Source organism: Flavobacteriales bacterium (assembly GCA_016704485.1).
Lineage (GTDB): Bacteria > Bacteroidota > Bacteroidia > Flavobacteriales_F > PHOS-HE28 > PHOS-HE28.
Genome location: JADJAA010000001.1, coordinates 587,541 through 605,239, shown reverse-complemented (window position 1 = coordinate 605,239; position 17,699 = coordinate 587,541). Strand labels below are relative to the sequence as shown.

Annotated in this window: 15 protein-coding genes; 9 read left to right on the top strand and 6 right to left on the bottom strand. The window is 51.9% G+C overall.

All coding sequences use genetic code 11. The features are described 5' to 3' along the window. Window positions 1–158 precede the first annotated feature (158 nt). Entirely contained in the window at window positions 159–1,382 is a 1,224-nt protein-coding gene (locus tag IPF95_02675) for an acyl-CoA dehydrogenase family protein (protein MBK6473598.1), read from the bottom strand. Window positions 1,383–1,800: 418 nt separating this feature from the next. Between IPF95_02675 and IPF95_02670 the strand changes: the two genes are divergently transcribed. From IPF95_02670 to IPF95_02645, 6 genes are read left to right on the top strand one after another with little or no spacing between them, the layout of a single operon-like run. After that, window positions 1,801–2,445 carry a DUF4271 domain-containing protein gene (locus IPF95_02670; protein ID MBK6473597.1) on the top strand — a complete coding sequence of 215 codons (645 nt, stop codon included), beginning with the start codon at window positions 1,801–1,803 and terminating at the stop codon, window positions 2,443–2,445. A gap of 10 nt (window positions 2,446–2,455) precedes the next feature. After that, window positions 2,456–3,208, top strand: a complete 753-nt coding sequence (locus IPF95_02665) for a uroporphyrinogen-III synthase (protein ID MBK6473596.1) — start codon at window positions 2,456–2,458, stop codon at window positions 3,206–3,208. A 57-nt stretch (window positions 3,209–3,265) separates the two neighbouring features. Beyond that, the gene (rnpA, locus tag IPF95_02660; GenBank protein ID MBK6473595.1) at window positions 3,266–3,643 is read left to right on the top strand and encodes a ribonuclease P protein component; all 378 of its coding nucleotides are present in this window, start codon (window positions 3,266–3,268) and stop codon (window positions 3,641–3,643) included. After that, window positions 3,636–3,878, top strand: coding sequence for a membrane protein insertion efficiency factor YidD (gene yidD / locus IPF95_02655; GenBank protein ID MBK6473594.1), 243 nt, complete (start codon window positions 3,636–3,638; stop codon window positions 3,876–3,878). The genes rnpA and yidD overlap by 8 nt, the downstream gene beginning before the upstream one ends. Beyond that, the gene (locus IPF95_02650) at window positions 3,871–5,553 is read left to right on the top strand and encodes a S41 family peptidase (protein ID MBK6473593.1); all 1,683 of its coding nucleotides are present in this window, start codon (window positions 3,871–3,873) and stop codon (window positions 5,551–5,553) included. Before yidD ends, IPF95_02650 begins: the two co-directional genes overlap by 8 nt. A gap of 48 nt (window positions 5,554–5,601) precedes the next feature. Then, the gene (locus tag IPF95_02645) at window positions 5,602–7,164 is read left to right on the top strand and encodes an O-antigen ligase family protein (GenBank protein MBK6473592.1); all 1,563 of its coding nucleotides are present in this window, start codon (window positions 5,602–5,604) and stop codon (window positions 7,162–7,164) included. On the opposite strand, the gene IPF95_02640 is transcribed toward IPF95_02645, so the two are convergent. The 5 genes from IPF95_02640 to IPF95_02620 all read right to left on the bottom strand — a co-directional run bounded on the left by IPF95_02640 (window position 7,142) and on the right by IPF95_02620 (window position 14,916). After that, the gene (locus IPF95_02640; GenBank protein MBK6473591.1) at window positions 7,142–8,137 is read right to left on the bottom strand and encodes a glycosyltransferase family 9 protein; all 996 of its coding nucleotides are present in this window, start codon (window positions 8,135–8,137) and stop codon (window positions 7,142–7,144) included. The two genes, IPF95_02645 and IPF95_02640, sit on opposite strands and share 23 nt — an antisense overlap. Further along, entirely contained in the window at window positions 8,121–8,885 is a 765-nt protein-coding gene (locus IPF95_02635; protein ID MBK6473590.1) for a glycosyltransferase family 2 protein, read from the bottom strand. The genes IPF95_02640 and IPF95_02635 overlap by 17 nt, the downstream gene beginning before the upstream one ends. A 91-nt stretch (window positions 8,886–8,976) precedes the next feature. After that, complete coding sequence (locus IPF95_02630) at window positions 8,977–11,589, bottom strand: S8 family serine peptidase (protein MBK6473589.1); 2,613 nt, start codon at window positions 11,587–11,589, stop codon at window positions 8,977–8,979. Window positions 11,590–11,833: 244 nt separating this feature from the next. Next, on the bottom strand, window positions 11,834–14,302 hold the full coding sequence (locus IPF95_02625) for a bifunctional UDP-N-acetylmuramoyl-tripeptide:D-alanyl-D-alanine ligase/alanine racemase (GenBank protein ID MBK6473588.1): 2,469 nt from the start codon (window positions 14,300–14,302) through the stop codon (window positions 11,834–11,836). After that, a complete protein-coding gene (locus tag IPF95_02620; GenBank protein MBK6473587.1) occupies window positions 14,302–14,916 on the bottom strand; it encodes a thymidine kinase in 615 nt (204 codons plus the stop codon). The genes IPF95_02625 and IPF95_02620 overlap by 1 nt, the downstream gene beginning before the upstream one ends. 113 nt (window positions 14,917–15,029) lie before the next feature. Between IPF95_02620 and IPF95_02615 the strand changes: the two genes are divergently transcribed. From IPF95_02615 to rsmI, 3 genes are read left to right on the top strand one after another with little or no spacing between them, the layout of a single operon-like run. After that, window positions 15,030–15,698 carry a hypothetical protein gene (locus IPF95_02615; protein ID MBK6473586.1) on the top strand — a complete coding sequence of 223 codons (669 nt, stop codon included), beginning with the start codon at window positions 15,030–15,032 and terminating at the stop codon, window positions 15,696–15,698. Between the two features lie 23 nt (window positions 15,699–15,721). Then, entirely contained in the window at window positions 15,722–16,987 is a 1,266-nt protein-coding gene (locus IPF95_02610; protein ID MBK6473585.1) for a M28 family peptidase, read from the top strand. Then, the gene (gene rsmI / locus IPF95_02605) at window positions 16,984–17,673 is read left to right on the top strand and encodes a 16S rRNA (cytidine(1402)-2'-O)-methyltransferase (protein ID MBK6473584.1); all 690 of its coding nucleotides are present in this window, start codon (window positions 16,984–16,986) and stop codon (window positions 17,671–17,673) included. Before IPF95_02610 ends, rsmI begins: the two co-directional genes overlap by 4 nt. The last annotated feature ends 26 nt before the right edge of the window (window positions 17,674–17,699 follow it).

Genomic DNA, 17,699 nt, shown 5'->3' with positions numbered 1-17,699 from the left:
CAATTGGCGAGGGCTTCGTTTTTAGTATACAATTGCGGGCCGGATCGGTGTGGCGGATGACGAGACTGCGGTCGAGCCCGCAGTGACTTACCCCCCAACCGCCACTGCGGGCTCGACCCGCAGTCCAGTAAGTGCCTCTATCTGCGTTCTATTCCCCCTTACTTAAAAGCCGCCAACCCCGTAACCTCCATGCCGGTGATCAGCAAATGGATATCGTGCGTACCCTCGTAGGTCACCACGCTTTCCAAATTCATCATGTGGCGCATGATCGGGTATTCGTTGGTAATGCCCATGCCGCCGAGGATCTGGCGTGCTTCGCGTGCGATGGTCAGTGCCAACATTACGTTATTGCGTTTGGCCATGCTGATCTGTGCGGTGGTAGCGCGACCTTCATTCCGCAATACACCCAAGCGCCATGTAAGCAACTGCGCTTTGGTGATCTCGGTGATCATCTCCGCCAATTTCTTCTGGGTAAGTTGGAACTGACCGATCGGCTTTCCGAACTGGATCCGTTGTTGGCTGTAGCGCAATGCGGTGTCATAGCATTCCATGGCCACGCCGAGTGTTCCCCACGCAATGCCGTACCGGGCACTATCCAAGCATCCCAGTGGTGCGCCCAGGCCGCTCTTATTCGGGAGCAGGTTCGCTTTGGGTACTTTCACATTATCGAATACCAATTCACCGGTAGGGCTGGCGCGAAGGCTCAACTTACCATGCGTCGTTGGTGTGGTGAACCCTTCCATGCCGCGCTCAACAAGCAAGCCATGGATGCGCCCTTCGGTATTCTCTGCCTTTGCCCAGACCACGGCCACATCGGCCAGCGGACTGTTGCTGATCCACATCTTGGCACCGTTCAGCAGGTAGTGATCGCCCTTGTCCTGAAAGGTGGTCACCATGCCGCTAGGGTTGCTGCCATGGTCGGGTTCGGTAAGTCCGAAGCACCCGATCTTTGTGCCTGCCGCCAGTTGCGGAAGCCACTTCATTTTCTGCTCCTCGCTGCCGTATTTCCAGATCGGGTACATCACCAAGCTGCCTTGCACGCTGCACAAACTGCGCAGACCGCTATCACAACGCTCGATCTCTTGCATGATCAGGCCGTAGCTCATCTGATCCAGGCCCATACCGCCGTATTCGGTAGGTACCATCGGGCCGAATGCACCGATCTCTGCCAGTCCAGGGATGATCTCCGGATGGAACTCGGCTTTCTCGAACGCCTCCTCAATGATCGGCTTCAGGTGCTTGCTGATGTGCTTGCGCGCCGTATCGCGGATCAGCTTGTGCTCCTCCGTAAGCAGTTCATCGACCAGGTAATGATCGTGTGCTTGGTACAGGTCGGTTGCGCTTTTAGGGGTGGCTTTTGAAGAAGTTGTGGCAGTGCTCATGGTATCTTTTAAAGGTTTCCTGCCTATTTCCGAATAGGATATTCGCGACAAGAGGGGCAAAATTACGCACCCTGTGGGCGGCGAGCGCCATGCATCCATTTCGCCTCTTAAAAACGTTAGCATTCATTGAGAATACATCGCCTGCGACACTGCCGTACGGCAGATCGAAAGACATGCATCGTGTTCTACTTTTCTAACTTCTACGACCCATGCTGGGTCGAAACAGTTGCGTTATTTGACCCTGAAATGGGTCGCAGATATAAGATCTCGGCCATGCTCAGCGTCAATTTCGGCCCAGAATGGGTCGCAGAACGTAGGTGGCGTAAAATTTAAGAGGTGATAGCCCTGATCACGCATCTACTTTTGTACCTGAATGCAACCTGTGAATTCCCTCGATCACCTGCGCTACATTGACCCTATGAGTGCTTGGTGGGTGGCGTTGGTATTGCTCGTGGTGTTCATCATTATTGCGATCACCAATGTGAGTTCACCCCGGAAATGGCGGTTGCTTGGTCAGGCGTTGTTCCAGATGCGTTTGGGTAAACAGACGTTACGGGAGGAGATCGATCTACAGGATAGGACCTTGCTGGGTCTACTTTTCTGCTCGGTGCTGGTCATGGGCTTATTCGCATGGCAGGTGTTCATTTATCTGGATATCCCTGGATCGCCTGGTTATCTTGTCTGGGTGTTTCTGATCGCTGCCGTGGTGTTCATACAGAGTTTGGTATTGCGTATTGCAGCAATGATCATGCGTGTGGACAATGGTCTTGGTGAGCATCTGTATTCCGGTCTTTTGGTATTTATATTGGCCGGTCTTGTCCTGCTCCCATTGGCCGTGCTCATTGCTTACCGTCCGGAATGGCGTTATGAGTTATTGGTAGCTGGTGGTGTGGTCACGGTATTGCTGTTGCTTTTCCGCTGGCTACGCGGTGTTTGGATCGGAATAGGTGAGGGCGTGCCTGTCCGTTACATAATTATTTACCTTTGCGCCACAGAAATACTCCCATTACTGCTATTGGTCGACGCTTTGCGCCGACCAATTCCCTCCCTGATCAACCTCTAAGTTCACGGCCTTGAAGATCAAGACCATTCTTGTATCCCAACCTGCTCCTACTGACGAAAAGTCGCCTTACCACGAGCTTGCCAGCAAGCACGGGTTGAAGATCGATTTTAGACCGTTCATTAAAGTGGAGTCCGTGGATGGTCAAACGTTCCGTCAGGAGCGGATCAGTATATTGGACCATACAGCGATCGTTCTTACCAGTAGGAACGCGGTGGATCATTTCTTCCGGATGGCCAAGGAGCTGCGGCTCACCATTCCGGAGACAATGAAGTACTTCTGCGTGAGCGAGAGTGTCGCTTATTATGTGCAGAAATACATTGTCTATCGCAAACGCAAGGTCTTCATCGGAAAGCAGACGTTCCATGATCTGATCGATGTCATCAAAAAACACAAGAACGAAAAATACCTTGTGCCAAGTAGTGATATCCAGAAGAGTGAGATCCCGTCACTGCTCGCCAAGGCGAATGTGAAATTCACCAACGCAGTGTTCTATCGCACGGTAGCGAGTGATCTAAGCGATCTGAAAAACTTGAAGTACGACATGTTGGTGTTCTTCAGCCCAGGCGGTATAGAAAGTCTGCTGAAGAATTTTCCGAAGTTCAAACAAGGAACCACATTGATCGCCTGTTTTGGTTCCACCACCTCGAAAACTGCGCGTGACAATGGCCTTCGGTTGGATCTTGAAGCACCATTACCGGAAGCACCAAGTATGACCGGTGCCATAGAGCTCTACATAAAGCGGGAGAGCAAAAAGAAGAAGTAGGCTTCTTAGGGTCCACGTCAGTTGTGATCCTGGTAAAAAGGAGCAACCAATAGTGATATGGCGACCTTCCGTAAACATGAACACCTCTGCCGGCGTCTCTTGATCCAGGAGGTCTTTACCACGGGTCGTGCGGTGCATGACCATCCCTTCAAACTGGTTGGGAAGAAGTTGGCATTGCCTACCGTAGCGCCTGCGCAAGTAGCGTTCTCGGTTCCGAAGAGAGGGATGAAAAGAGCCGTTGACCGCAACCGCATCAAACGCCTTATGCGCGAAGCCTACCGGCAGAACAAGCCGAATTTATATGAACGGCTCGGTACCGAAGGGTTACAGTATGCGTGGCTGTTGATCTATCAAGGAAAGGCGGGAATAACCTATTCTGAGGTAGAGCAGAAAATATCCCGGAGTTTGGATCGTTGGATGAAAGAGCATGGGTAAACTTTTTTCATGGCCGTTGATCGCGTTGGTAAGGTTGTATCAGTACTTGATCTCGCCCTTACTGCCCGGTGCATGCCGCTATTCACCTTCGTGTTCGGAGTACGGATTGCAGGCGTTACGCACCCACGGAGCGTTCCGTGGCGGGTGGCTTACGCTTAAACGCTTCATATCTTGCAACCCATGGGGTGGTCATGGCCATGACCCTGTTCCAGAAAAATCCTATCAACATGGATAAGAAAACGACGACTGCACAATGGAAACTCTGGCTATTAGGCGGAGCTATAATTGGCGGAGGTGCCTTCACCCTATCGGCTGGGGACAGCTACTTCGAGATCAGTAAGAACTTGGAGATCTTCACGGAGCTGTATAAGGAGCTCAATATCTATTACGTGGACGATACGGAACCCGGCCAGTTGATGAAGACCGGCATCGACGCGATGTTGGCGTCATTGGATCCGTACACTCAATACATCGCCGAAAGCGATATGGAGGATTACCGCTTCATGACCACTGGGCAATACGGTGGCGTTGGCGCGTTGATAAAGCAGAAGGATGAGCGTGTATTCTTCAGCGAACCGTATGAAGGCTACCCGGCCCAGAAGGCTGGAGTCTGGGCCGGTGATGAGATCCTGGAAGTGGATGATAAGAAGATACCAGGCTTGTCTACTGAAGAGGTAAGCAAGCTGTTGAAAGGTCAGGCAGGATCTGCGGTGAAGATCGTTACTCAGCGGCAAGGATCCGCACCGGAAACGCATACGTTGATGCGGGAAGAGATCAAGATCCCCGATGTGCCTTTCAAAGGAATGATCGATCCAGTTGGTATGGTCGGTTACTTGAAGTTGAACAGCTTTACGCAAACGGCAAGTCAGGAAGTGCGCAATGCGGTGAAGGAGTTAAAGGATCAGGGTGCCACCAAAGTGGTGTTGGATCTTCGCGGGAATGGTGGCGGTCTGCTGCGCGAAGCGGTGAACATCGTCAACCTTTTCGTGCCGAAGAACCAATTGGTGGTAGAGACCAAAGGCAAGATCCCGGAATGGGATAAAACGTATAAAACATTGAGCGAACCGTTGGATGCGGAGATCCCGTTGGTGATCCTTGTCGATGGACAAAGTGCCAGTGCAAGCGAGATCGTTAGTGGAGCATTCCAGGACCTGGATCGTGCCACGGTGATCGGTGAGCGTACGTACGGCAAAGGCCTTGTGCAACAAACGCGTGATCTCTATTACAACAGTAAGTTGAAAGTGACCGTGGCCAAGTATTACATCCCCAGTGGTCGTTGTATCCAGAAGTTGGATTATGCTCACCGGGATAGTTCCGGCCATGCGATCCTGTTCAAGGAAGACTCGATCGCAGAATTCAGGACACGCAACGGAAGACCTGTATTCGATGGTCGCGGCGTATTCCCTGATGTGGAAGTAGAGGACCCGGAACTTGCAAAAGTGGTCGGTGGACTCTACAACAAAGACCTGTTCTTCGACTTCGCCACCGATTATCGCTTGGCCCATGCCGAGATCGCTGAACCGGAGCAATTCAAAGTGAGTGATGAATTGTACCAACAGTTCGTTGATTTCGTGAAGGACAAAGAGTTCGATTACGATACGGAGACCATGGAAGCGTTGCTGGTACTGGAGGAAAAGGCCAAGAAAGAACGGTACTATGACCACGCCAAGGAACAGCTGGATGCACTACGTGCTGAACTGCGTCCGGATCGTTCGGAGGAACTGATGCGTTTCCGCAGTGATATTGAAGAGGTCCTTAAAAGCGAATTGGTAGCACGCTATTATTTCCAGACAGGCCGTGCAAAGGCATCGATGGGGAGTGATCCGTATATCCTGAAAGCCATTGATGTGCTCAATAAAGGCGAGTACAAGACCATTTTGGCCGGCACTGGATCAACCAGCGGGAAATAAAAGTTCGTCACTTTCGTTCGATAGTGCCCGGCCCGATGGGTTACATGTATGCGCAATAGAGCCATTTTTCGCACGATACATGTAGCGGCACTTTGTCTATGCGCCATTTTACTTCCGTGGAGCACTGCGATCCTGAGCATGGCACAAATGCTCCTCGCGTTGAACTGGTTCGTTGATGGATACGTGAACAAGGACCTCAGTGCACGGTTGCGCAAGGGATTCACGAGTACGACCTCACTGGTGTTCATTTCGTTCTTCGTTCTACACGTTGTTGGGCTTCTTTGGACTTCCCCTGAAGGGATGGCCTGGGGTATGGATCTTGCCAGGATCCTGTTCCCTGTTGTCGTGTTCAGTGTGATCCTTTCCGGGTCCGAAAGGCTCACGCAGAAAGAACTGCGTACGATACTGTTGTTCGGTGCATGGAGTGTTGTTGCAAGCACGGTCATTTGTTTTATCGGGTTCGTTCCTAGCGGTGATGGCTACCGTGAATTCTCGATCTTCATCAGTCACATTCGACTTTCGCTTCTGCTGTGCTTCGCGATCGTTGTCTTTTTCAATTACCGAGCTCGATCCTGGATCATGGTCGCGCAGACCATCGCTTCGTTGTGGGTACTCTATGTCATCAATAGGTTGGGGAGTATTCAAGGGTTCATGATCCTGTTCGTATTGGGCGGCCTGTTGCTTTGGCGTTTGCTTGGTCGGATCCAACCACTTCTGCGATATACGATACGCTTCGTCTTGATCGCTGTTCCGCTCTGCGTATTGGTATGGGTTGGAAGCACAGTAACGAAGAGCTTTTCACTTCCGGATCCAGTTGCTATGGGTGCCGGTGAATACACTGCTGGCGGTGAAGCGTATACCTATGATGCAACCAATCCGCAGAAGGAGAACGGCGCTTATGTATGGTCATACATTGCGTGGGCCGAGCTGGATAGAACATGGAAGACCAGAAGCCGACTTGGGCTTGCCGACATGGATAGTAGCGGTCATATTCTATATGGAACATTGTTCCGGTATCTAAGTTCCAAAGGCCTTCACAAGGACAGCATTGCGATAACGGGCCTTGCGGCGAGTGAAATTGAAGCAATAGAACGTGGCGTAACCAATACAGGCAATGAAAGCAAGTTGGAGCAACGATTCTCAGAAGTCGTGATGGAGCTGGGTCAGTACAAAGCGTACGGGAATGCGGACGGTCATTCCGTTGCCATGCGACTTGAATTCTGGAAGGCGGGATCGGCCATTGCGAAAGCAAATTGGTTGACGGGAGTTGGTACCGGAGATACCCAAGTAGCGTTCGACGAATACTACGAGGCGACCAACTCCACGCTTGCGGAGGAGTGGAGGCTCCGAGCACACAATGAATACCTCACGTTACTCATTAGCTTCGGTGTTCTGGGTCTGTTGTGGACCCTGTTCAGTTGGTGGTGGCCAGCTTATGTGACCGGTGCTTGGCGCGATCCACTGTTCATTGCATGGGCCGTGATCTTCGGGATCAGTTGTTTAACGGACGATACGATAGAGACCCAAGCTGGTGCAACATTTTTCGCGTTGTACTATGCAGTACTTGTGTTCGCTGCGCCTGAACGCTCTAGTTCGCGGATAGAACCTTGAGCACTTCGGAAGGCAAGATCGCGTGAACTTGTTTATTGACGTCAAGTTCCTTCGCAGTTTCATTCACCAACACGTGAACATCCTTGCCAAGCGGCGACCATCTTCCAGGGTGCATTGGCCGTTGCGTTGGGTAAAGGCCAATGGCTTTAACACCGCAGGCCGCAGCAATATGCAGTGGTCCTGTACTGGCAGCGATCAATGCATCGCTAGCACCGATCAACGCGATCAATTGATCGAGGTTCAGTTTTCCGCCGGTGTCGGTAACATGCGGCAAGTGTACCGGTAGACCATAGCGGTATTCGCTGGCTTCGGATGCTGTGCCTGTTATGATCACTTGGTATACCTCCGGGTCCAATAGCTCGATCAGTTCCGTGAAGCGATCAAGCCCCCATTCCGCAGCACTGCCTTTTGAACGTGGGTGCAGGATCACACATTTTCTGTCGCTTCGAACTAGATCGGATACCGTTCTGTCCGGAGCAATTCTTCTGAAGCCGGTGAGTGCGGCTAATTCAGAAATGCTTGGCTGGTCAGTGATCCCGAATGGAGCGAGTAACTTCACATTGAGTTGTGCTTCGTGCAGATCACTGTTCTTTCGGCTGAAGGAAACACGCTCATTCGCAGTGAACCAATGCCACCACCGATGGCTTGTGCCGATGCGAATGGGTATTGCTGCTTTCTTGGCCCATTGCGCAACGCGTTGTTCGGGGAAAACATGCACGATCGCATCCGCATGCAGGTCACGAAGTTTCGCAACGGCATCCGCTGTGTTGTTCGCCTCCAGTTCTTCCATGGTGAGAATGGAATCGACATGCTCGCAACAACGAAGTATAGGTGCTGTGTAACTGCGTCCCAAGAACGTTATGTGAATGTTCGGGAACCACTGTTTCAGCAGACCAGCTAACGGCAACGTCAACATAACGTCGCCAATGCTGTCGGTCCGGCTTAGAATAATACGTTCAGGAGATCGTTCCACCGCGATTCAATTGGGATAGTTTGGAATACTTCAAATAAACAGCTCGTGCGGAAAGTGTGGCGATCTTCCAACCGGCCCATCCATCCAGGAACCCGAGTTGAAAGAGGTAGCCCTGAATGAACTTGGCAACCGGTGAACTCCATCGTTTTACAACACCGGCCTTACGACCATTCTCGAACATGCTTTGCGCGTGCAAGGTGCTGTAACGCTGTATCCTGTTCTTGTGGTCCGCGATCGTGTGGTAGGAGTAATGCAATAGATCTCCGCGAAGCCGTACTTCTTTCATTCCTTTCGGTAAGACCAACGTTTCGTGAACGTGAGCACCTTCCCAGCGCGTATCTTTCTTTGGGAACAAACGCACCTTCGCATCGGGATACCATCCGCCGTGTTTTACCCAGTGCCCACAATAGTTCGTGTAGCGGCTCACGCTGTAAACTGCGTCCAATTGTTTTTGCTTCAGCTGCAATAAGGAAGCCTCCAATTCAGGTGAAAGTGCTTCATCGGCATCCATGGAAAGGATGTAGGAATTCTTGGCCAAGCTGTTCGCGAAATTCTTTTGATCGCTATAGTTCGTCCACGTGCGAACATGAACTTCAGCACCAAGTTGCTTGGCCAGTTCACGTGTTCCATCATCACTTTCGGCATCGACCACGATAACCTCGTCCGCAACATTCTTCAGCGAAGAAATACAGCGCTGAATATTTCGTGCCTCGTTGCGGGTTATGATCACTGCGGATATCACTGTCATGGGTGGCCAAAGATATCTGCTTCGATAGGGATCGCTCAGAAAATTGAAATGGGGACCGAAGCCCCCATTTCAAATACACGCTGGATATGTATCAATGCACCACGACGAGCTTGCCGCGTGCCAGCTCAGTATCCGAATTGCCAATGAGGTAGGTATAGGTTCCATTGGCGAATGCAGCAGTACGACAAGCATTCCGTCCTGTACGAACGCGTTGGTCAGCCACTTTTCTGCCACTGGCATCGTGAATGCTTAGGATAAGATCCTTCAAGTCCTGCTCGCTGCCAAGTTCGAATATGACCTCTGCATCCGCTGGAGCTGGGAATACGTTGATCGTGGTGCCCTCCGCGATCTGGTCAACGCCAACATCCCCGGTCAATAACACGCAATAATCCTCTACTTCGCCAAACTCGAATGTAGCCTCACATCCGCTCGCGATCTCTGATTGATATTGCATGATGACGCGCATGCGAACGATACCAGGTAACGCGGTCAATGGAATGGTGATGTCGCCAGTGATCGCAGCAGTGGTCGTAGCTGTTGCATTGTAGACGCGCTCCAAGACGTTGAATATCCCATCGGCATTGAAGTCCATATAGACAGAGAACCATTCACCGTATTGGAAACCGCTATATCCGGGCGTAAGCGTAATGGAGTAGGTCTGTCCAATGTACATCGGTGTGCTCTGGCCAGAGAAATCGCCATACCCACCATCGTTACCGGACGTATTTGAAATGCCACCGACCGCGACACTCTCTATGAATTCTTCATCCGTACCACCGGCTGAAGGGCAATAGCTCAGGTCCACGCAATCACCACAATCCGCAGTCGTGAAAAGCAATGCATCGGACCAGTCACTTTGTTCGCCGCTGCATGTGCTTCGGATCTGAACTTGATAAGGTGTGCATCCATCCAATCCCGGGAGGGTGTATGGCGTTGTAGTTAGCCCGGGCACAATGGTCCAATCGGTGGTTCCTTGCAATGCATATTGTAGGTCGTACGTGACAGCTGCAGCCACTCCAGGCCAAGAGACCACTGCTGAATTTGCGGTAGTACTGGTAAGTGCGAGGCTGCTCGGCACGCTACAGCAGCCTTCTGAAAGGAATACATAGGAAGAGCTGAATTCACTCATTTCCGAACCGCAATCGACCCGTACTTGGAATTCATATTGGATGCATGCTAGAATATCACTTGCGGTGTACTGCGGTGATGTTAATCCGGACACCAGTTCCCAAGTGGGCGTTCCTACCGGTCGGTATTGAAGATCGAAGACGGTTCCCGCTGTTGAACTCCAGGACATAGTGGCTTCGCCGATCAACGGGTTTGCAGCAGCAAGGTTGTACGGTGAAGGACAAGTACCACATCCATTCATGATCAACTGTATGCTGTTACCTGCGCTGATGCGCCCACCGGTTACTGTTTGTCCGGCCAGATTACCAACTTGTTCGGTGCCATCGAACAAGACCTGCCTGATGTACAATGCCCCTGCCTCAGGATCACCGGAAACCAAGCTCATTAGCGAAGAACAAGGTGCGCTGTACAACAACCCGATCACACCTGCTGTCAATGGACTGGCAAAGGAAGTTCCGGATGTGGATCCGTAGCCATCGCCTTGTGAGGTGGTCCGCACATCTTCACCTGGAGCACCAACATCGATCGTGGTTAGACCATAACCGGAAAAGGTCCTGTTGTCGGAAGCATTGGTAGCGGTAACACTGATCATGAAATCGCTAGCACATGCAGTGGGTAGGTCACCGATGACATCTATGTTCACGTTCGAATTGGATGTAGCCCCGCAGTTAAGGACACCTTGAGCCCCAAGTGAGTCATAGATCGCACACCACAATGGTGCATCAGCCGGGTCGCCACCATCGACGCCCCAGCTTGCATTCGTTGCTACAACGAAGGCACCTTCGGCACCATTGCTCTGGTTATACCTACGGCGCATTACCCACGGATAGGTGTATGCAGCTACTACGGCAGCTTCTTGCACGCCACCATAATCCACCACCATCATTTTTACGTTCCAATTCGCTCCTGCAACGCCAATTGAATTGTTGCCGGATGCACCGATCATTCCGGCCACTTGGGTTCCGTGCCCGCCGCCATAGACATCATCATTACCTCCTGGTGTATTCCATCCCCGGAAATCATCAACGTAGCCATTGCCATCGTCATCGATACTGTTGTTGGGGATCTCTGCATGGTTGAACCACGCATTTCCAATGAGGTCGGCATGCGGCAGATCAGCATCCTCGATGATGCATACCACAATGGTATCGCCGGTGGCCGTTACGCCTCCTGTACTGATATCCCAAGCGGTTTCACTATCAATGTTCTGGTGATGCCATTGCTGAGCATATTGTGTATCATTCGGCACAATGCGATCTTTAACAACATGGTTGTTCTGTGCCAGTTGCACAAGTGGGTGCCTCCGCAATTCGCGCAACATCAGGTTCTGATCAATGTCCACCGCATCAAAATGCAATAACCATGCACGCATGGGTTCGCTGATGATACCTTCTACTCTTAATCCGGTCGGTATGCCTTTGATCGCTTCCAGATCGGTTACGATTTGGTTCACATTAGCGCCAGGAGTCAGCATGATCATGATGTCGCCAGGAACGATGGAAGGCCCTTGTGACCGAGCGGAATTAGGCACCAAAAAGGAAAGAACGATCAAGGCGAACGCGAAGAATTGCTTCATAAGTTGAGTTGAAAAAGAGGATGTCTTGCAAACTTACGGCTATTGGCCGAGAAGCAGGCCGGTAGTTGGGATCATCCGGCAACTTTCAGATTCTGAAATTGGATTGCTGAAAACGACGCAAGGAAACGCGCGTGGATCACGAAGAAGGTGAGTGGACCCGGTCTACTAGAGATAGGGTATGCAGCCATAAAAGTAATTGCCAATTGTAACGATCCAAGGCGTAGTGACCTTATTGGGCTAGAACCTACCCGTGCAAGTACACCCGTTTCACGCGCGGTGCAATTGAGGTAAGAACTTCATACGGGATCGTATCCATGTCCTTGGCCAATTCCGTTACCGGATGGTCCGGGCTGAATATGATCGCCATGTCATCCGACGAACACGGTATAGTGGTAACGTCGACCATGACCATATCCATGCATACGTTCCCAACGATCGGAGCGGCTCTGCCATTGATCCACACACGACCTTTTCCATTGCTGAGCCGCCTGCTAAGCCCATCGGCATAACCGATCGGAAGTGTTGCGATCCGTACCACGCTGTCCGCTTTCCACGTTCGTCCATAACCAACGGTGTCACCAGGAGCCAATGTCTTCAGTTGCGCGATCGGTGACTGTAAGGTCGTTGTCGTTCGCAATGCCGCCATTTCGTGCGCGGATGATGCAATTCCATGAAGGCCAATGCCAAGACGCACCATATCAAAATGGGCTTTGGGGAAGCGCGAGATACTTGCTGTATTAGCGATGTGTCTTAATGGAACAGTGTCCACCACGTCACAGATCGCATCCGCCATGTTCGTGAACGATGCGATCTGTTCACGCGTGAATGCATCCAATGCAGGATCCTCACTTGCTGCCAAATGCGAGAAGATCCCAACGATGTTCAACTTCCTGTTCTGTCTTAAACGGTCGATCAATTCGGGCAGCTCATGCGCAGTAAATCCCAAGCGGTGCATGCCGGTATCCAGTTTGATGTGGATCGGTGGTGCTTCACCATGTTGCTGGATCATCCGTTCCGCTTCATCCAACGAACGCAGATCGAACACTTCGGCTTCCAATCGGAAACGTTGGAGCGCTTCAAAGGGAACGGGTTCGGGGTTCATCACCAGAATGGGCAAGCGAATACCGTTCTGCCGAAGTTCGACCCCTTCATCCGCATACGCTACGCCGAGGTAATGTACCTGTTCATGTGCGAACAAACGGGCCAGCTCCAATGCCCCACTTCCATAACCGAATGCCTTTACCATCGCCATGGTACGCGTCGGTGGTGAGATCAACCCTCTGTAATGATTCAGGTTATGGCGTACTGCTTCCAGGTCGATCTCCAACACGGTTCCATGAACTTGGCGCTGCCAGTGCTGGACCAACCGTTCCAACGCGAATGTGCGGGCACCCTTGATCAGGATCGCGTGGCCGGCAAAAGCTGCAGTATCCACACCATTCAAAGCACTGGTCGTATCCGCGAAAAAAAGTGATGCCGAAGGGAACAAGGCACGATGTGCATTCAGTTGAGGACCTATTCCGATCACACGTTCAACACCCGAACGGATCATGCGATCCGCTACGCGCTGATACAACGATAAAGCGTTCCCGCCGCTCTCGATCATGTCCGTAAGCACCACGGTCTTTGGCCTGCCTTGGGCAACCATGCCTAAATGGTCCAGCGCTATTGCGAACGAGGCTTCATCATTGCTGTACGCATCGTTGATCAAGGTGGTGCCGTTCACGCCATCCAATACCTCAAGACGCATCGCCACGGGCGTTAGGTGCGGTGTGCGTTCCGCTATCCAAGCCGGATCGTGACCAAGGTGCAGCAACAGTGCAACGCAGTGCAGAACATTTTCCACCGAAGCGTGATCCGTGAACGGGATCTCGAATGTGAATTGATCATTCGCTCTGCTTACCGTGATCAGCGTTCTGTCCTGGAGCGTTTCTTCGTGCAGCACATGCAACCATCCTGAATTCTCACGCGACCAGCCGAGCTCCGTTACCCGTTGTGCAAGTCCCGTCCGTTCCAATGCCTCTGCGATCACCTTATGATCCGCACAGTAAATGAGAACATCCACATCGTGGAACAAGCCGAGCTTCTCCACTGCTTTTTCGTGGTCGTCCTTGAAATTCTCACCATGCGCTGGACCAACGTTGGTGATCACTCCAATGGTAGGCCGGATCACGGATCGCAAACGCTCCATTTCACCGCGCTTGCTAATGCCTGCCTCAAAGAGACCGAGCGTATGTTCCGGACCTAATTCCCAAACGCTCAAGGGTACACCTACTTGGGAATTCCAGCTGCCCGGACTGCGTACAATATGTTCTTTTCCACGCAAGAGCTGATACAGCCATTCCTTCACAACGGTCTTGCCATTACTTCCGGTAATTCCCACGACCGGTGCACGGAAATGTGCGCGATGCCAACCTGCTAAACGCTGCAATGCGCGAAGCGTATCGCGGACACGCAACACAGGAAAAGGCAGGTCAACGGTCGAACTTGCATTCACGAGAAAGTAACGCATCCCGCGGTCAGCGAGTTCATTCAGGTAGGCGTGTCCATCATGGCGCTCACCGTGCAAGGCAATGAACAAGGTGCTTTCCGGTGGATACGGTTTCCGTGAATCAATGCTGATGTGTTCGATCAACGGGTCTTCACCCATCTGGTCGTAAGCCACACCAAGCGCTGCGGCAATGGCCGAAAGTCGATGACCGCGCGTGGCCATCAGCGTTGCGCTTTATCGGGTGTTCGCTCCACGGCTTCGGTGCGATGTGCGTTCACGAAACACGTACGGCACAATGGCTCATAACTATCGGTTTCACCGAGCACGATCAACTCCTGACTGGCCGTGGTGCGATGGCTGAACGTGGCCAATTCCCCGCAGCGCATGCAGATCGCATGCACCTTGGTCACGTATTCCGCCGTAGCCATTAATTGAGGCATAGGGCCGAACGGATTTCCTTGAAAATCCATGTCGAGCCCAGCTGCGATCACCCGCACACCTTGATCCGCGAGTTGCTGACAGACCAACGGAAGACCTGCATCGAAGAACTGCGCTTCATCGATACCGACAACCTGCACATCCGAGGCCAGCAAGAGCAGATTGCTACTGTTGGGTACGGGCGTGCTGCGGATGGTCGTCGCATCATGACTTACCACATCGGCCTCCGCATACCGTGTATCCACGCTGGGTTTGAAGATCTCAACGCGTTGTTTCGCAAATTCTGCACGGCGCAATCTGCGGATCAATTCCTCGGTCTTTCCGGAGAACATGCTGCCGCATATCACTTCGATCCAACCCTTCCGCTGCGTGTGTATTCCGGTGTGCTCCAAGAACATGGTAGAACATGCAAAGAAGTTCTGAATGGAACATTGTTTGCAAGGTGCCGCGAAAATAGGGATCTTCGCGTTGGAGCGTACATACATTTCCGTATATATCTTGGGCACACCGTATGGCAAAGGACAACAAGTACCGTAAGATCAACGAGATCCTCTTGGCATTGACCGAAAGTGAGCGGCTATTGAGTGCCGGAGCGCTTGGGTTGGAAGGCCTGGAATCCGCGTGCGGTAATGCCCGCGAGCTATTCGAACGGTTGGTGGTGCTTCGGCATAAGGCCCGCGAATCAGCATTGAAAGTTTCTCCTACACCAGTAATTGAAGCCAGTTCGGCCGTTGTGGTTCCGAAGGTTGAAGAAGTTGAAAGGCCGCTACGATTGGATACACGCCCGCCGGAAGTTTCGCAAAGACAGACATCGCTGATCGATGCGATCGAAGCCACACAAGCGGAAGAGTCGATCCCGGAGATCATTTTTCCAGCATCAGCGGAGCCGAAGATCCGTAAGCCAGCAAGCGGATCGACCATCGCCGAGAAGATGGAAAAAGCTTCAACGGCGGATTTGTCGAAGATCATCACCTTAAGTCACAAGTTCTGGTTCGTCGCTGAATTATTCAACGGTGATCGCATCACGTATGAGAAGTCCATCGATAAGCTCAATGGCTTCGGGGACCTCAAGTCTGCGCAGGCCTTTGTGGCGGACGAGGTAGTTGCGAAACTGAAAAAACCCGCGGACCCGGAAGCGCTGAGTACGTTCGAGGAATTGGTTAAGCGGCGGTATTCTTGATGCAACACCATCGCTTTTGGTCGGTGATCCGAACTTGGTTGATCTGTGTAGTTGTCAGCACAACGGTCGTCAATGCGCAACCGCGTTCAGAAGTTCTGGCGAATGCACGGCATGTGGTTGATGCGCTCACTGACCCGGTCTTTCATGGCAGAGGTTACGTTTCGAATGGCGACGGACTCGCATCAACATGGATCGCCAAAGAATATGCGCGCATCGGTTTGGGCATGTTCGGAACAGGCTATCAGCAACCCTTCGAATTCAATGTCAATAGTTTCCCGGATACGGTGAAAGTTGCCGTTGATGGTGTTCGACTTGTTTCCGGAGTTAATCTCATTGTTGACCCAGCGAGTGGAAAGGCATCGGGAAAATTCGATCTCGTTCATTACACGTTGGAAGAATTGGATGACGCAGCACAGAGCGATGCATTACTTGAGGCGATCACCGGTCGAGCGGTATGCCTTCGCTTTGCATCGACCAAGAATGCAGATACGTTGCGCATGCAGGCGGAATGGAAAGCCGAGTTGATGCAAATTTGCCCGGTGATCGTGCCTGTTGAAGGCAAGTTGACATGGAGTGTTGCGCAGGAAGAACGTACGTTTCCGCTGATCGAAATAAAGGCCGCGAAGATCTTGAGTACAACCAAAAGCATTGAGCTAGCGATCACGAATAAATTCCTGTTAGCCCACAAAGCGGAGAACGTGCTCGGTATCATCAAGGGAACAAGCGATGAATGGATCATCATCTCGGCACATTACGATCACCTCGGTGAAATGGGACCGGATGCGCTGTTTCCTGGCGCGAATGACAATGCCAGTGGAGTTGCCATGTTGCTCGGTCTGGCGGAATGGTTCAAAGCGCACCCACCTGAACACAACCTGCTGTTCATCGCGTTTGCAGGCGAAGAGGCCGGGCTGATGGGCAGCAACTATTGCGCGAGCAACCCGTTGTTCGATCTTAAGAAAGTGAAGTTGATGGTGAACTTGGATATACTCGGCACAGGCGATGACGGCATCATGGTGGTGAACGCGACTGAACAAAAAAAGCATTTTGATAAGCTCGTCCAGATCAACAAGAAAAGGAAGTTACTTCCGCAGGTGAAAGCGCGCGGACCTTCCTGCAATAGTGATCATTGCCCATTCGTGAAGCGCGGCGTGCCAGCCATATTCATCTACACCATGGGCGGCATAACAGCGTACCACGATGTCTTCGACAGACCCGAAACATTGCCACTAACCAAGTTTCCTGAAGTGTATGCATTGCTCAAGGAATTCATAACCCGCACGAAGTGAGCACCGCATCAAGATCTTCGCTAACACTGGTTCCGACGCCCATCGGTAACCTGGATGATATCACCCTGCGTGCACAGAAAGTATTGGCCGAGGTCGATGCAATCGTTGCGGAGGATACGCGAGTTAGCGGTCGGTTGATGCAGCACCTGGGAATTACCAGACCGTTCATCAGTTTTCATACGCACAACGAACACCGCATGGTAGATCAGTTGGTTCAGCGCATGCGATCGGGCGAGCGGTTCGCATTGGTGAGTGATGCAGGCACACCGGGCATCAGCGATCCCGGTTTTCTTCTGGTACGCGCAGCAATAGAAAATGACATCACCGTAGAATGTCTCCCCGGCGCAACAGCCTTCGTACCAGCGTTGGTCAACAGTGGCCTGCCATGCGACCGGTTCGTGTTCGAGGGATTCCTCCCCGTAAAAAAAGGACGAAGAACCCGATTGGAAGAATTGCGTTCCGTAACACGTACCATCGTCTTCTACGAAAGCCCACACCGCGTTCTACGCAGCTTAAAAGACCTCGCCGAAGTACTGGGCAGTGACCGCAGAGCAAGCGTTTCCCGCGAGCTAAGCAAACTACACGAAGAAACCGTTCGCGGCACGTTGGAGGAACTCAGTGCACACTTTACAGCAAAAGAACCCCGCGGAGAATTCGTGATCGTAGTTGAAGGAAGGGATAGTTGATGGCTGTCGGTTTTTGCTGTCTGCAT

Coding starts and splice junctions, on each gene's coding strand:
- IPF95_02650 (MBK6473593.1), top strand. CDS start 3,871: ATGGATAAGAAAACGACGACTGCACAATGGAAACTCTGGCTATTAGGC.
- yidD (MBK6473594.1), top strand. CDS start 3,636: ATGGGTAAACTTTTTTCATGGCCGTTGATCGCGTTGGTAAGGTTGTAT.
- IPF95_02630 (MBK6473589.1), bottom strand. CDS start 11,589: ATGAAGCAATTCTTCGCGTTCGCCTTGATCGTTCTTTCCTTTTTGGTG.
- IPF95_02620 (MBK6473587.1), bottom strand. CDS start 14,916: ATGTTCTTGGAGCACACCGGAATACACACGCAGCGGAAGGGTTGGATC.
- IPF95_02670 (MBK6473597.1), top strand. CDS start 1,801: ATGAGTGCTTGGTGGGTGGCGTTGGTATTGCTCGTGGTGTTCATCATT.
- IPF95_02615 (MBK6473586.1), top strand. CDS start 15,030: ATGGCAAAGGACAACAAGTACCGTAAGATCAACGAGATCCTCTTGGCA.
- IPF95_02645 (MBK6473592.1), top strand. CDS start 5,602: ATGCGCAATAGAGCCATTTTTCGCACGATACATGTAGCGGCACTTTGT.
- IPF95_02675 (MBK6473598.1), bottom strand. CDS start 1,382: ATGAGCACTGCCACAACTTCTTCAAAAGCCACCCCTAAAAGCGCAACC.
- rnpA (MBK6473595.1), top strand. CDS start 3,266: ATGGCGACCTTCCGTAAACATGAACACCTCTGCCGGCGTCTCTTGATC.
- IPF95_02625 (MBK6473588.1), bottom strand. CDS start 14,302: ATGGCCACGCGCGGTCATCGACTTTCGGCCATTGCCGCAGCGCTTGGT.
- IPF95_02635 (MBK6473590.1), bottom strand. CDS start 8,885: ATGACAGTGATATCCGCAGTGATCATAACCCGCAACGAGGCACGAAAT.